This is a genomic window from Photorhabdus akhurstii, assembly GCF_018448925.1.
GTDB classification, from domain to species: domain Bacteria; phylum Pseudomonadota; class Gammaproteobacteria; order Enterobacterales; family Enterobacteriaceae; genus Photorhabdus; species Photorhabdus akhurstii.
In genome coordinates, this window is sequence record NZ_RCWE01000003.1 from 263,455 (window position 1) to 277,184 (window position 13,730).

12 protein-coding genes and 4 pseudogenes are annotated in these 13,730 nt (G+C 46.6%); 11 read left to right on the plus strand and 5 right to left on the minus strand.

Annotated elements, in window-relative coordinates:
- The first annotated feature begins 2 nt into the window (after positions 1-2).
- Positions 3-716 (plus strand): Qat anti-phage system TatD family nuclease QatD, encoded by a 714-nt coding sequence (gene qatD, locus EAE93_RS05870; protein ID WP_105397996.1) that lies wholly within the window; start codon positions 3-5, stop codon positions 714-716.
- Between the two features lie 161 nt (positions 717-877).
- Here the strand turns inward: qatD and EAE93_RS05875 are convergent.
- The 3 genes and pseudogenes from EAE93_RS05875 to EAE93_RS05885 all read right to left on the minus strand — a co-directional run bounded on the left by EAE93_RS05875 (position 878) and on the right by EAE93_RS05885 (position 3,003).
- A pseudogene (locus EAE93_RS05875) lies at positions 878-1,557 on the minus strand (inovirus Gp2 family protein).
- A gap of 322 nt (positions 1,558-1,879) precedes the next feature.
- Positions 1,880-2,443 carry a hypothetical protein gene (locus EAE93_RS24400; protein ID WP_228998997.1) on the minus strand — a complete coding sequence of 188 codons (564 nt, stop codon included), beginning with the start codon at positions 2,441-2,443 and terminating at the stop codon, positions 1,880-1,882.
- 152 nt (positions 2,444-2,595) lie between these two features.
- A complete protein-coding gene (locus EAE93_RS05885) occupies positions 2,596-3,003 on the minus strand; it encodes a hypothetical protein (protein WP_036810533.1) in 408 nt (135 codons plus the stop codon).
- 173 nt (positions 3,004-3,176) lie between these two features.
- On the opposite strand from EAE93_RS05885, the gene EAE93_RS05890 reads away from it, so the two are divergent.
- The 10 genes and pseudogenes from EAE93_RS05890 (at position 3,177) to dinQ (ending at position 12,386) form a co-directional block, all read left to right on the plus strand.
- A complete protein-coding gene (locus EAE93_RS05890) occupies positions 3,177-4,385 on the plus strand; it encodes a phage tail tape measure protein (RefSeq protein WP_235319424.1) in 1,209 nt (402 codons plus the stop codon).
- Positions 4,378-4,725 carry a DUF2590 family protein gene (locus EAE93_RS05895; RefSeq protein WP_036810529.1) on the plus strand — a complete coding sequence of 116 codons (348 nt, stop codon included), beginning with the start codon at positions 4,378-4,380 and terminating at the stop codon, positions 4,723-4,725. Before EAE93_RS05890 ends, EAE93_RS05895 begins: the two co-directional genes overlap by 8 nt.
- Positions 4,703-5,887: pseudogene (locus EAE93_RS05900) on the plus strand (baseplate J/gp47 family protein). The gene EAE93_RS05895 and the pseudogene EAE93_RS05900 overlap by 23 nt, the downstream one beginning before the upstream one ends.
- On the plus strand, positions 5,880-6,536 hold the full coding sequence (locus tag EAE93_RS05905; RefSeq protein WP_036810524.1) for a phage tail protein: 657 nt from the start codon (positions 5,880-5,882) through the stop codon (positions 6,534-6,536). The pseudogene EAE93_RS05900 and the gene EAE93_RS05905 overlap by 8 nt, the downstream one beginning before the upstream one ends.
- A gap of 9 nt (positions 6,537-6,545) precedes the next feature.
- Complete coding sequence (locus tag EAE93_RS05910) at positions 6,546-8,354, plus strand: phage tail-collar fiber domain-containing protein (RefSeq protein WP_052105805.1); 1,809 nt, start codon at positions 6,546-6,548, stop codon at positions 8,352-8,354.
- Positions 8,354-8,965 carry a tail fiber assembly protein gene (locus tag EAE93_RS05915; protein WP_036810522.1) on the plus strand — a complete coding sequence of 204 codons (612 nt, stop codon included), beginning with the start codon at positions 8,354-8,356 and terminating at the stop codon, positions 8,963-8,965. The genes EAE93_RS05910 and EAE93_RS05915 overlap by 1 nt, the downstream gene beginning before the upstream one ends.
- An 8-nt stretch (positions 8,966-8,973) precedes the next feature.
- Positions 8,974-9,702, plus strand: a complete 729-nt coding sequence (locus EAE93_RS05920) for a hypothetical protein (RefSeq protein ID WP_036810519.1) — start codon at positions 8,974-8,976, stop codon at positions 9,700-9,702.
- Positions 9,674-10,210 (plus strand): baseplate complex protein, encoded by a 537-nt coding sequence (locus EAE93_RS05925; protein WP_036810516.1) that lies wholly within the window; start codon positions 9,674-9,676, stop codon positions 10,208-10,210. Before EAE93_RS05920 ends, EAE93_RS05925 begins: the two co-directional genes overlap by 29 nt.
- Positions 10,210-11,852: pseudogene (locus tag EAE93_RS05930) on the plus strand (hypothetical protein). Before EAE93_RS05925 ends, EAE93_RS05930 begins: the two are co-directional and overlap by 1 nt.
- A gap of 462 nt (positions 11,853-12,314) precedes the next feature.
- A complete protein-coding gene (gene dinQ / locus EAE93_RS25510; RefSeq protein ID WP_369293964.1) occupies positions 12,315-12,386 on the plus strand; it encodes a damage-inducible type I toxin DinQ in 72 nt (23 codons plus the stop codon).
- A 483-nt stretch (positions 12,387-12,869) separates the two neighbouring features.
- Here the strand turns inward: dinQ and EAE93_RS05935 are convergent.
- Both EAE93_RS05935 and EAE93_RS05940 read right to left on the minus strand, forming a co-directional pair.
- A pseudogene (locus EAE93_RS05935) lies at positions 12,870-13,139 on the minus strand (helix-turn-helix domain-containing protein).
- 8 nt (positions 13,140-13,147) lie between these two features.
- Complete coding sequence (locus EAE93_RS05940) at positions 13,148-13,366, minus strand: hypothetical protein (RefSeq protein ID WP_146255145.1); 219 nt, start codon at positions 13,364-13,366, stop codon at positions 13,148-13,150.
- Positions 13,367-13,730: the final 364 nt, after the last annotated feature.

Below are 13,730 nucleotides of genomic sequence, written 5' to 3' on the forward strand. Positions count from 1 at the left end.
ACATGCACTGTCATCTTGACTTATATCCTCAGCCAGAACAAGTGGCTGAGGAATGCAGGTGTCGAGGGACTTATATACTGTCGGTAACAACGACACCCAGAGCATGGCATGGGACCTCTTTACTAGCTAAAGGAAGCCGACGAATCCGAACTGCTCTTGGGCTCCATCCCCAAATTGCACATCAAAGATCGCATGAGTTAGAGCTGTTTGATTCACTGCTTTCGGAAACTAGGTATGTTGGCGAAATAGGGCTTGATGGTGGTAAGGGATTTAAAGAGCATTGGGACGTTCAGCTGAAGGTATTTCGACACATACTCAATAGCGTGAATCGTGCTGGAGGCAAGATTATGACTATTCATAGCCGGGGAAGTGCGTCAGCTACCCTTTATGAGATCGAAAATATTGATGGGGTAGCAATATTACATTGGTTCACTGGGACCCCTAAGCAGCTTGAAAGAGCAATCGATTTAGGGTGTTGGTTCTCCGTGGGGCCTGCTATGCTTGATACAATAAAGGGGAAGGCCTTAGCTTTGAAAATTCCCAAATCACGCATTCTTACAGAAACCGATGGGCCATTTGGTAAGTTTCGTAATGATCCACTAATGCCATGGGACGGTGAGATTGCAGAGGCACAGTTAGCCACATTATGGGGTATGAGCTCGATGGATGTTAAAGCTCAGCTTTCTGATAATTTTAGGAGATTGTGTAGTTATTAAATATTTAGATAAACTCACTTCCCTAAAACAAATAATCGGTATAAAATTCGATCTGGTTAGCATGTTGAAAAAGAAAGTTTATATGTTCTGGCTGAGCCTTCCCACGCAGAGAAGGCCACAGTCAAGTTGCACGGAACAACCTACACCATACTCACCGTAACCTACTTTAACTGGCTCGTGCCAAAGTTACGGTAGCCTTGGTGGACATCTTTTGTTTTTTCTTTAGCCAGATAAGCCAGGCGCAACAGGAAGTCCTCATAAACTGGGGAGCGAGTCAGAGCATCGCACCTGTAAAACTTAAACGACTGATTCTTTGGGAAATGTGCTAAAGACGCGTCGTCTGGATAATCAAGGCCCACGGCGCTACACCAAGCTTTCTGCATCCTCGTTGCCATATTATCTGCATTGCGATTAGTATAATTTCCTAGATATCCGTAAACGTTCCGGTTGAACAACAGCATTAAGTGATAGTGGGGATTTTTGCTTGTATCGCGCTCTCTGGCCCAGACATAGGCTGGTGACACAGGCTTTCCCGCGGCCTGCCCGAACGTCTGTGATACTCCCGTAACTGGCTTTTCAGCGACTCGATGCAGCGAGTTATTGCCTGCGGATCTACCTGCTGCCAACAAATAGGAGAGTCAGGGTCGTCAGGTACGTGATCCTCAGCAAACCTTAGGTCTGCACGGAAAGCAAATATACGATTATGGTGTTCAAGGATGTTATATACCACAGAAAGAGATTTACGGAGAATATAACGCTCTATAGGTGAATCGTATTTCCTCTCTGCTGTTTTTAGTCGTAATTCAAATTCTTTCTCGGTTAATTCATAAGGTGATTTCATAATATACCATTAGCTATATTTTTATCTTTACTGTCTGGTAATGGGTAGCGCAATCGCTACCCGCATGACAAGATGCACCCGCATTCAGTGTTTTACTGAGACACACCCTCAATGGAACTGTAATATATATTACATATACCGGGGCATGAGGTAACGACCGTGCATCAATAATTCGAGTAGAAGGTACAATATACCTTGTATTGGCGTTTTATTTGACCTTATTGATATTTAATAAAATTACTCTGAAGTTATCCTTATTCTGGGTGGATTATATAGCCATCTGGGATGGCAGTAATTACAGGTTGTACTTGGACATGAAATGTTAACCGATAATTCCGTTGCTCCAGTGACGTTTAACTGTCGATAAACTGATCTCCAGTTTTTTGGCTGTTTGCGATTGAGTTAGCCCACTGCGCTTAGCTGCCTCGATTTTTATTCGGTATTTACTACCCTCTTTCCTTCCTAAGGGGTTAGTGATATTCCTTGTCTTCAAAGCAGCCAGGTTCATCCTTCTGCATTCATTTTGAATCTTAGGAAGTGGTAACGTAAAAATATATCCATCAGCCGTCGGTGTTAGCTTCTTTTGAGGAAAGTAACAGTGTATGCATATGGACTTCTTCGCACAACGGATTATGTTCTCCTGAATCATTCCTGAGTTCCTTCCCAAACTGTTAAGATCTAAAATAACTAGGTCATCCCCTTTGCTCATGTCTCGATTGATCAGTTGCTTCAAAACATCTGAAGTATCAGGGGATAGCTGACTATCGATAATTGTTTTTCCAGAACTTATCAATAAAGTCCTGCGGATTTCTGTAACCTCAGCTTTGTCTCTGAATTCCTCGGCTTCTCTTGAATCCTTGCATTGATGATAAAGAAAATGGGTCATACTACATAACTCCAGTGTCAGTTATTAATTATTGCTACCTTCTTCAGACTGCAGGCTTACTTATCAACGTTAAACCTCACTTCAACTATTCAGTCGTATAACATCATGCCGACCTGTGTATTATCTGTTTACTAATATTCTTTTTTATTAATTCAATCGCTAAATGGGTTGATTATAACGATTTCTCCTTCTGCCTTATTCATTAATGAAATATCGCATTTCCTAATCACAGGTATCATTACTGCTTTACTATTTATGTAGCAGATCGGAATCCAGCAAATATGCGAGAAAGTAGTATTTACAGCATGATCCTTCAGTACGGTATCCATTCTGTATGAAATCAATTGAATTACTGGAACTAGGATAGCTTTTTTAATGTCAAAAAAAGCATCATCATGAACTGTTTTTCTTAGAAGTAGTATTACGCCGATACCGGCTGCTAGCCTTCTTATGTTGTTCACTTTTCTGTCTGTATATATGTAAATTGCATTGTGGATATCTCTACCGTTAATTACATTTTCAAGTTTCTCTTTGATTTCTTCTTTTTCAAGTTTGCTCATTTCGTTTTTGTTAACGTTATTTTAAATTCCATTGCGTCAAGAGTTTTTTGTGGTATTAAAATCCTCTCTCGCCAAATCTCCTCGTAAAATTCTATATCGGTTTTTTTTGGGGTAGGTTTATCCTTAATCATGGGGATTAGCTTTTTTGCATGTGACTGTGAAGCAATGTGGATATGCTGCGTAAGAATATTTCGGCGTTAGGGGCCAATGATGGCCTGAAACGTGCTCGCGAAATGGCCGAGCGGATGGCGAACCCGTGGGCGCGGTTACACGCTATTTGGCAGAATATCCGCATTGCCGTAGGTTCAACATTGCTCCCGGTTATCTCTTTACTGGTCAATAGGCTTGCCAATGCCGGTCAATTATTGGTGCGCTGGCTGAAACTGTTTCCTAATATCGCCCGCTGGGTCGGTTATATCACTCTCAGTATTCTGAGTTTTGCCGCTGCGGGGGCTGCCGCCAATCTCGTCATGGGAGTATCTAAATTTATCTGGATTGGCCTTAAGGGGATTTGGGCGGCCTGTACGTTCGTTATGAAACTGGGAGCGGCGGTGGTGTGGCTCTATAACGCGGCTATTATTGCATGGAACACCACATTACGCGTGTTACACGGGGTATTGCGGGCTGTCAGGATTGCAGCCTTTTTAGCGGGTATTTCATTCAGCTTCATGACCTGGCCGATCTTGCTGATTATTACCGTTATCGCATTGCTGGCTGTTGGCATTTATCTGCTTATCAGGCATTGGGATGCCATCAAAGCGGCCCTGATGAACACAACTGCCTTTAGGATGGTGGCGGCGTATGTGAAATGGGTTGGCGGGATATTCAGTGCGGTTTGGGGCGGGATCGCCGAGGGCTGGAATAACCTGTGTAACGGGTTTAGCCGCTTTTCATTAGCGGATACCTTTGCGGGCATTGTGGAGAGTATCGGTAATATTTTCGGCGGCTTATGGGATTGGCTGATGAACTCCTTTTCCGACAGCTACCATTGGATTATCGATAAATTAAATAATATTCCCGGTATCAATATTGAAACCCAGGCTATTGAGAAAACCGTCATCGAACCTGTGGGAAAAGTGAAGATCCCTGAAATGGGTATTGATGGAAATAACCCGAAAATTATTTCTCAACCCAGTGAGATATTACAGAGACTGCCTCAAAGGATTTCGCCAAGTAAATGGGTTAACCCCCCTGAAACGCAGGAGATATTAACAGGGGGGAGAAAACAGGGCATGACTAAAAATGGTCTGCTCAAGGAAATAACAACCCATTCACAGACCATCAATGATAACAGTCGTCGAATTGAAACTGTGACGTTGAATATTTCCAACGGCATGACACCGGAGCAATTAACGGAATGGGAACAAGTGGCATATGGATGAGCCGAAATATATTGATTTATTCATTAGTGAGCGCAATTTCACACTCAATTTAGGGAATGAGCCACGTTTCTGTCATAACCGTATTTCCATCGGTCAGGATTGTGTACATGCCATTCTTGAAAGTGGCTTGGCAACGAAACTTATCGCCGAACGCAGCCCAACACTACGGGCAGACATTCACACACAGATAGGCATACTGGTCGAAGACGATGAGCGGATTATTCCGGGAACCGTCATCATTAATGAAGAATCACCCATTAAGTTATGGATAACTGCTGAAACTTATGATTTTGGCCGTATTAACGTGAGTGTGAGCAGTGGAAACGAAACCGACGATTGATTATGAAAAGGTCTTACGTGATAGCGGGATGCCAACCACGGAAACCGACATCAGCATGGCATTCGCTAAAGTGGTCGATGAAGCCGGGTTGGTGACCAATACCTCGCGGATGTCCCCGTTTTGGCGGCTGATTAACACCATAGTAACGCGCCCTGTGCTATGGCTGAAAGCGGCGTTAATCAATGTCACCTTAAAAAATATGTATTTGGCGACTGCATCCGGCACATGGTTGGATATGTTTGCGTGGGGCGTCAACCTGAAACGTAAACCCGCATCCGCTGCGCAGGGTGTGCTCCGCTTCTATAAAACCGCAGGTGCATCAACAGTGACCGTGCCCGCCGGAACGGTGATCCAGACTGAACGCATTAATGGCGAAATCTATCGCGTCAGCACCACGGAAAGCGTAGTGATGGCCGACAATGTGTCCAGTGCCTTATTGCCTGTCAAAGCAGAAGCCGCAGGCGGTGCTTTCAACCTTGCCCCCGGTTATTTTCGTCTCCTGCCCGTGGCAGTGTCGGGCATTGAGCGAGTACAGAATGAAGAGGGTTAGCTATTGACGCCCGGTTCAGATGCCGAATCCGATGATGATTTGCGTGACCGTTGTCGGAACCAATATAACTGGGTGGGCAACTATCATACAGATGCAGTTTACCGCGGTATGATTGCCGCTGTGGCAGGTTTGAGCATTGATCGCATTTTTTTCCTGCATGATGCGCCTCGTGGCGCCGGCACCGCAAACGCCTATTTGTTGCTGGATTCCGGGGTCATCAGCCAGCCCTTTATTGAGGCGGTGAACGATTACATCACCCATCAGGGGCATCATGGGCATGGGGATGATATGCAGTGTCTGCCGATGCCCGAAACGCATCATGAATTATCGGTCACGCTGTTTGTGGCAAATTTGGCGAACTACAGCCAGGAACAGGCAACAACATTAAAAACGGATGTTGAGAACCTGATCCGCTGCGCCTTTCGGGAAAATAGGGAATATCACGTGAAAAAAACCTGGCCGTATGCCCGATTTTCCTTTTCCAACCTGGGACAAGAAATACACCGTGAATTTGCCGAGATTGAATCACTGACCTTTTCATTGGGTGACATTCTGAGTGATTTAAGTGTGCCCAGGCTGCAATCACTGATAATTGAGGTGAAGAATGTCTGAATTCAGGGAACGACTCAGGCAGCTGGCCTTGCCGTCATGGATGGATAAGGGAGAACCCGCCAAACTGCTTTGGGCCGCGCGTGAGTTCTGGTTAATGATTTATCGCTGGTTGACATGGCCGTTAGCCCAATTGGACGCAGAAACTTGTTCGGCGGAATTACTGCCGATATTGGCCTATCAGCGGGACATCCAGCGCTTTAACGGTGAACCACTGACATTATTTCGCAAACGGGTGAAATACGCGTTTATTAATACCAGAGAGGCGGGCAGTGTCGCGGGATTTATCGCTATCTTTGAACGTTTAGGTGTCGGCCATGTTGAAGTACGGGAACGACAACCGGCAATAGATTGGGATGTGATTATTTTGCGTGTCAGTGACGGGCAAGTCGCTGAAAACCCTGATTTGCTGATGAGCATCATTCGTCAGTATGGCCGCACTTGCCGCCGCTACCGTTTTGAAGTGATGACGAATAACAAACTGTTTATGCGTGTGGGCAGTTTAGGCGTGGAATATTGCTGTTATTACGCGGCCATGTTCTCGCCGCCCCTGCTATTAAAAGTGGGTTACATGTCGGGTGAGTCCGTTTTTGATAGCGCCAGTTTAAAGGAGATTACCGCACCTAATATGACCTACGGTGCGTCATTATAAGGAAATAATATGGCATCAGTAATTACAGTAGACTTTGAAAAATGGAAAGCGCAGCAGGCCGCGGCGGGAAAGCTCGTGGTTTTGGATGAGTTTGTTTTTGCTTATGTGCCGGATTTAGATCCCGCTCTTGCCATTAATCGCGATGAGAAATTACCCGCAGAAAGTTATATTGTGCATCGCCAGGCTGTGAACAAAACAGGGTTAGCTAGCGAAAATGCGGTAGCCTACAGTGTCACATTGGGAACGGAAGTCGGTCATTTTGATTTTAACTGGATTGGCCTGATAAATAAGGCTTCTGGCATTATTGGCATGATTACCCATGCCCCAACGCAGAAAAAAATTAAGACCGCGAACGGACTACAGGGAAATGTACTGACTCGCTCTTTTTTACTGGAGTTTGAAGGGGCAGCCAAAGAGACCGCTATTACGACGACGGCGGAAACCTGGCAGATTGATTTTACCGCCCGTTTATCTGGCATCGATGAAATGCAGCGCCTGATGAATACTGACAGTTACGGTGAGGCGGCTTTTTTCGGTGATGGGTTTTCCGTGGTTCGTCGTGATGACCGGTACACGATCAAAAAGGGGCTGGCTTATATCGGCGGGTTGCGGGGTGAGTTGGCGTTTGACCAAACACTTAACCGCCTGCGCGATACCCGCGTTTATGCGGATTTTAGCTATCAAGGCAATTTGGTGAATCAGTGGAAAACCGTCGTTCATATCGTCGCCGTCAATGATCTTAAAAACTACATCGATGCGGCAGGGTATCCGCATTATGTCTTTGCGGTTGCGGGGGTTGATGGTCACGGTGATGTGATGGATTTGCGCATTAAGGGGTCATTAAATGACCGTGATATTTCCGCCATTCATCAAGAGATTGATAGCGTGAAACGGGAATATGTGACTCAGCAGGCATTGGAAAGCGGCCTGCATGGGAAACAGCCGAAAGGGGACTATGCCACTCATGCAGCATTAACCGTTGTTAGTGAAAACGCCGATAGTCGCTTGGCTAAAAACCAGAACGGCGCAGATATTCCCAATAAAAATGAATTTGTCAAAAACATCGGCTTAGTGGAAACCGTCGAACGGGCAATGAATGCTGTACCGAATGACAGGAGAATTAACGGGAAATCGCTATCGTCTGATATCAGTTTGATGGCGGGTGATGTTGGTGCCTATCACCAGACTACCTATATGACTGAGCTACCCGGCAGGCATTATTCAGGGCCATTTTCTTGTGGTCGGGAAAATGGATGGGCCAAAGGGGTGAGTATTGGTGTAGGGGGTGATACGGGGCAAATTTGGATTGATGCCGATGCACAGTTGCACACCAGATTTCTCAATGCTAACGGTGCTGTAGAGCAAAAAATTACGGTTGGTGTCCCTATTGGCGCCACTATCGAATGGCATTCGGCTGCGCCGATACCCGCCGGATATGAACCCAATGAGGGACGCGCATTCCGTGCGGCAGATTACCCTGAACTCGCCAAAATTTTTCCCGACCTGAAATTACCCGATGACAGAGGATTATTTAAGCGTGGTCTGGATAGAGGACGTGGTTTAGATTCGGGTCGTTCGCTAGGGAGTGTTCAAGGGGATGCTATCAGAAATATCACGGGATCATTAGGTAAGCCCACTATTGAGAGCGGGAGCAACGCCTCTGGTGCATTCAGTTATCAGTATAAGGCTGGTGGTCGGGCAGCCGGTGCCGGTGGTGGGGTGATTTCATGGACATTTGACGCGTCGAGAGTGGTCCCGACCGCAAATGAAAACCGACCTGTCAACAAATCAGTGATTTATATTACGAGGGTAAAGTAATGACTAAATATAGTGCAGATATTCAAATAGCCCAGTTTGATGAGGATGGGTTAGCCATTGTTAGCGGATGGGTTGCGGTTTATCGTTGTCATCCTGAAACACGGGAATATATTGGGGCCGATATGGATTTGGTGCCACGGGGATTTTCTGTTGCGGCTAATGCATATCTGGACGCGCCCGAATTACCTGACACGCATGACGTTGCGATTTGCCGTCGTGTAGATGAAAAATCCTGGCGACATGTGCCTGACTATCGGGGTAAAACGGCGTATGCAACCGATACAGGCCAGCCGATCAATATTACCGCTATCGGCGTGTTGCCAGATAATCTCACCCTGCAATCACCCCAAACCCCCTTTGATAAGTGGGAGAATAAGCAATGGGTCACAGATAAATCAGCCCTAAAATCTCATCAAATTGAACAGGCTGAACAGCAAAAAATCGCTCTACAGCAGCAGGCCGATGCGGCAATTAAACCTTTACAGGATGCCATTGATCTGGATATCGCCACGGATGCCGAAAAATCAGCGCTCGTGGAATGGAAAAAATATCGTGTGCGGGTGAACAGAGTAGATCTTTCAACTGCCCCCGATATCAACTGGCCTGAGTAACCTGCGTGATGAATTGGCAACGGAAATTGATGCGCATCTCCCCGAATATGACGGGGATGCATTGCTCGATGTTGTCCGTTCATCCGTTCGTATACGGTATCGGGCAGAAAGCGGACAGCGGTCACTACCTGAGTCCGGCAAACGCCATCAATTATCTGGCAAATAAAATCCGGGGAACGGGAAACATGAGCGCCGTGGTACTCATGATCTGCGCGAAGACGCAGAATGAATTTATCCAGCATTTAACCCAATTTTCAGCGGTGCTGCCGTTGCCGGTATTTTCTCAGGTTACCCGTATGGCAAAGACAGCGGAACGTCTGGCGAGTACTAAAATGCAATTGCCTGGGAAACCGGGCAGCGGTTTGCCTCCGTTGCAACCATTTTCAACATCAGCCAGCCGCATGGCCGTGAATGCACAATTGATTGAGCAGGCTAAAACACAGGTTAGCGCCGGCATCAGCATTGCGGAATTGAAATCACAATTAACAAACTTCACCACGGTAAGACAGAACGCCTTACAACAAGTTACAGTCGCTCTGAATGGCGTCAGGAACAAATCGGCCCGTGTCTGGGCATTCTCAGGGAAAGGGAATGGCGCATTATTGGCCGAAAAACTGCGTCAGGATATCCCTGAACAGGACGCCGTTTACACGCTGGCGACATTATTTGCCGGGGACGATATTCGCGCATTAGAAAGGATGCTACACAATGAGCCAAATTATCACACTGGCCCTTGATGGCGAGGCTATACCATTAAAAAGTCTGACCGTAACCCCATCGGTGATGTTTCAGGACACAGACCAAAGCGGCCAGTCATCCAGTACCGTCGTAGCGGAGCAAGGCATTAAGCCCAAGGAGTTACGTGTTACGGGGATCATTCCGTTTACTGAGCAAAAAACGCTGTCACGCCTGTTTGCACTGGCGGAGGCCAAAGATAAGGGAAATCTGAAACGTTATCGTGTCGCTAACCTGACCGCAGGTGCTATCAACTTTCGCATCGGGACATTCACCCATACCATTGATGCCAGTAAGATCGACGGTAAACAGGCATGGCAGGTCACATTTACTTTACGTGAACATTTATCTGTTGCTGAGAAACGTGATGCCCGTGCTGCCGATAATATTCAGGCCAGAAAGCAAACAGGTCAGGGGGCAGCCGCAGCAAAAGAAGCGCCGGAAAAATTAAGCAGGTTTGAAAGCAAAGTATTGAAACCGATTAATGACAAAATAGGCCCCGCTAAATAATGACACCGATTAACCGGCTCTATCTTTCCGGTGATGAAATTCACCTGGTTGACGCCAATATTATGCTGGAACTGGCATCCTGTGGACGTGGCTTTATCACGGCGGAAACGACATCCGATTACACCGGAAAACTGGTGCGGCTGGACGTGGGTTACACGGATTTGGTATTACGCTGGTTTACGGGCTATGTGGCACGCTCACAGCCAGCCCAAAACGGTTATCAGCGTTTGTTTGTGCGTGAGCTGGTCGGCGTGTTTGACCGATTATGGCCGTGTTCATTTCAGCATCCAACACTGAGCCAGATTGTGGACTGGTTGCAGGAGCACAGTGGACTGACCTTCACATTGCCGGATGCCCCTTATACAGAGACACCCATCCCGCATTTTACCCATCATGGTACCGGCTATCAGTTGCTGGCTAATCTTGGGCGGGTTTTTTCGATTGAGGATTATCTCTGGCATCAGTTGCCGGATGGTTCGGTTTATGTGGGCAGCGGGGCGCATTCGATGTTTGCGGGGAAACCGGTAGAGATCCCCAATGAATTTAGCCAGCGCCAGTCCGCAGGCAATGCGATGACCATTCCCATGATCCCATCGTTGCGCCCTGGCGTGGTGATCAACCAGTACCGGCTGAACAAAGTCAATCTGAGCAATGCAAACATGGTCATTACATGGGAAGCCGTCAACAAACTGACCGGTCAGTCGCAGACCAGAACGCCAATGCAGCGTCAGATTGATGCCGCCTACCCCGAATTATCGGCAGGGCTGCATTTACCCAAATTTGCCCGCATTGAGGCACACACCGAAAGCACGGCTAGCGGTGATATTTCCGATCCATTCCGGCCACGCTATGCGGTTGATGTGCAATTATTGGCTGATGATGGTAACGATGCTGCCGCTCCTGTTTACCACGCTGTACCGCTGCCTTTGCCGATGGCGGGCAGTGAATCCGGTATGTTTCAATATCCGCCAGTTGGAACGGTAGTTGAAATCGCCTTTGAGGCAGGCCGGATAAGCCCTTTATCCGGCAGACATTAAGCCAGGGCAATACTTTGCCCGATATCAAGCCAGGCGAGCAATTGCAGCAGCGGGCGGAAGTCTCGCAGAGGGTGACTCAGGAAGGGCACTGGATTCGTCAGACTGACCAGACCATTCATGAATCGTCCATGCACCGTGAAGTCAGGGCAGACACGGAAACACGTACCATAGTCGCACGGGAAACCACGATACAGGCCACGGATAAAACCACGGTTTTGGGCACGTCTATGCTATTGGCGGGCGCTGTCCAGCAAATCGCAGACGGTGACTATAGTATGGCGACCTCATCAAATTTCGTTGCCAGTGTAGGGAAAGAGGCCAATGTTGAAGTCGGGCAAAAGCTGATAGAGAAAATTGGCCTGCTTAAGCAGAGCATCGCCGGAGCCAGGCAAGAAATCGTCGCGCCCGTGGTTTGGGTGGGCAGCCAGCAAATCAACGTTATGCAATTGATGTTAGAGACGCTGGATGTGGTTAAGGCACTGGCAGAACTGGCTGCCGCGCATACGCACCACAACACAGGCACGCCGGAGAACGCCAGCGCGATAAGGAACACGGCTTATAAATCGGATGAGCTGAAACAGAAGTATTCTCCTGTGATTGGGTGAATATCATTCCATTTATGTGAGGTTTTTTACGCTATGGCATAGGTTGATAACACCTTTTTTAAGGTGTAGACTGATTGTGTTAGCAGGAGAATGTCGCGCTGGAACCGAGGCTACCAATCTCGTATAGCGCAAAGACAAACCGCCCTATCCAAGGGTAAAAGTAAAAAACCAACCTCACCAGTTGGTTTTTTATTTTTATCTACTCATCATTTTAATTGATTGAATCATCTGAAAATAAACCTATAATCAACGGCTGTTAGTTTTGGGTAGCGTTCTGGCCTGTGTATCTCTGACGCAAGTTTTCGTAAGTCCTGGCTGAAGAACAGGTGGTGCTGCTTCAGTGCCTCGGTCAGAGCGCGATATTCCTTAACTGACTTGATGGAAGCCAGCCGGACAGGCAGCGTAAAGGCAATGGCTGGTTAAGTCGTGCTCCTAACAGGAGCAAACCGGGTGAAAGCATTTATTGACACTGCTATCATCGTTCTTAAAGCGTTAATCGCGCTTTTAGAGCTGATCCGTGCATTTCTGAAATAGATAACGGAAACGTAGCTAAGGCCATCGGGGGAACCTCCCGGTGGCCTTTAACATTTACCGCCTTTGATCAAGCAAGCCACTCTTGTTTAGGTGGCCCAATATACTAATCTAACAGCTTAAATTTGGTAATCCCGACTGGACTTGAACCCGTGTTCAAGTGGTTATTGCTCCAGTAGTATGGGAGGATAGCCAACAGATTAGTGTAGTTTACCGCGAGTCATACACATAATCACATTGGGACGCCTTTTTAAATGCGGTATCAATCAACGCGACGGGGTCGTGTTCTGATGGTCTGAAACACATTATTGATTAATTATCTCGCCCGCAAAATATGCGGGCTGTTTTACATCTTCATAGAGCTATGAATACAATTCTGATATTAAAAGAATGGGCAGTGAGTGTAATAAAAAACTGATAATTCAGCGTGTTATATTAGCTTAGTGGTTTAAAGGTTGTCGTTACTTTTTCGGATATAGAAATAACTTATGTGATATCAGAATTGTTTGGTAAATCATTTCGGATGATTCGTTTGATAGGCTGCTTATTTTCGTCAAAATACCGGCTGGGCCATATCTCAGCAGGGGTGACACCAATTTCCTGAGCAATCAGTAATTCCCCTTTAGGCTAGGGACGCGTTAAAGCATTTGCTAATGTTGAAGAGCTTAAGCCGTGCTCTCTGGATAATGATGCCAGCGTTTTATTCTTCTTGCGTATCGCAGCGATAATATCGGCGGTATGCCAGTCTTTTTTCATATTCCTGCTTACCTCTTTGGTGGTGGCGATTCAAACAGGGTTTGCAGACCGGCGTTCATTTCCGGCGAGGTGTTAACCTCCCCTGCCTGAACCGCCATAGAGGGGCGATAGCAGGCGCACTGGTAAAAACTTCTTACCAGCGTCCATGAACGCAAGGCTGCAAAACCTTGGTCACTGGATTTTGCCAATGACAACACTGCTTTAACCGATTGTATTATCTGACTCAAGAATCAAATAAATACCTTAGTGACGGTTTGTTTCGCTGCGCTTATGACGAAATAAGTGAACTTATGGCGAAAACGGCACTACACCGCACCCGCCTGCACGTTTTGGATCAAAAAAATTTTTCAGTTTTAAAATCCTACAAGGCAAACAGCCAGACTGCGACAACACTAGCGGAGCGAGAGAAGCCGTAAACTGAAATGATTGAAAAGATTTTCAGGAAATTTCAGTTTTTGGATCAAAAGGTGATCACGGATAAAATTTCAATGCAATGATATTAAAGGAAAAATTATATTTTGCGTGGAAAATAAAATCACGGAGGAAAGCGGTGCTTTATCATAGAAATTAGATAAGGCCGGTTTTACTGGA

Coding starts and splice junctions, on each gene's coding strand:
- EAE93_RS05890 (WP_235319424.1), top strand. CDS start 3,177: ATGCTGCGTAAGAATATTTCGGCGTTAGGGGCCAATGATGGCCTGAAA.
- EAE93_RS05920 (WP_036810519.1), top strand. CDS start 8,974: ATGAATTGGCAACGGAAATTGATGCGCATCTCCCCGAATATGACGGGG.
- EAE93_RS05895 (WP_036810529.1), top strand. CDS start 4,378: ATGGATGAGCCGAAATATATTGATTTATTCATTAGTGAGCGCAATTTC.
- EAE93_RS05885 (WP_036810533.1), bottom strand. CDS start 3,003: ATGAGCAAACTTGAAAAAGAAGAAATCAAAGAGAAACTTGAAAATGTA.
- EAE93_RS05925 (WP_036810516.1), top strand. CDS start 9,674: ATGAGCCAAATTATCACACTGGCCCTTGATGGCGAGGCTATACCATTA.
- EAE93_RS24400 (WP_228998997.1), bottom strand. CDS start 2,443: ATGACCCATTTTCTTTATCATCAATGCAAGGATTCAAGAGAAGCCGAG.
- EAE93_RS05915 (WP_036810522.1), top strand. CDS start 8,354: ATGACTAAATATAGTGCAGATATTCAAATAGCCCAGTTTGATGAGGAT.
- EAE93_RS05905 (WP_036810524.1), top strand. CDS start 5,880: ATGTCTGAATTCAGGGAACGACTCAGGCAGCTGGCCTTGCCGTCATGG.
- EAE93_RS05910 (WP_052105805.1), top strand. CDS start 6,546: ATGGCATCAGTAATTACAGTAGACTTTGAAAAATGGAAAGCGCAGCAG.
- qatD (WP_105397996.1), top strand. CDS start 3: ATGCACTGTCATCTTGACTTATATCCTCAGCCAGAACAAGTGGCTGAG.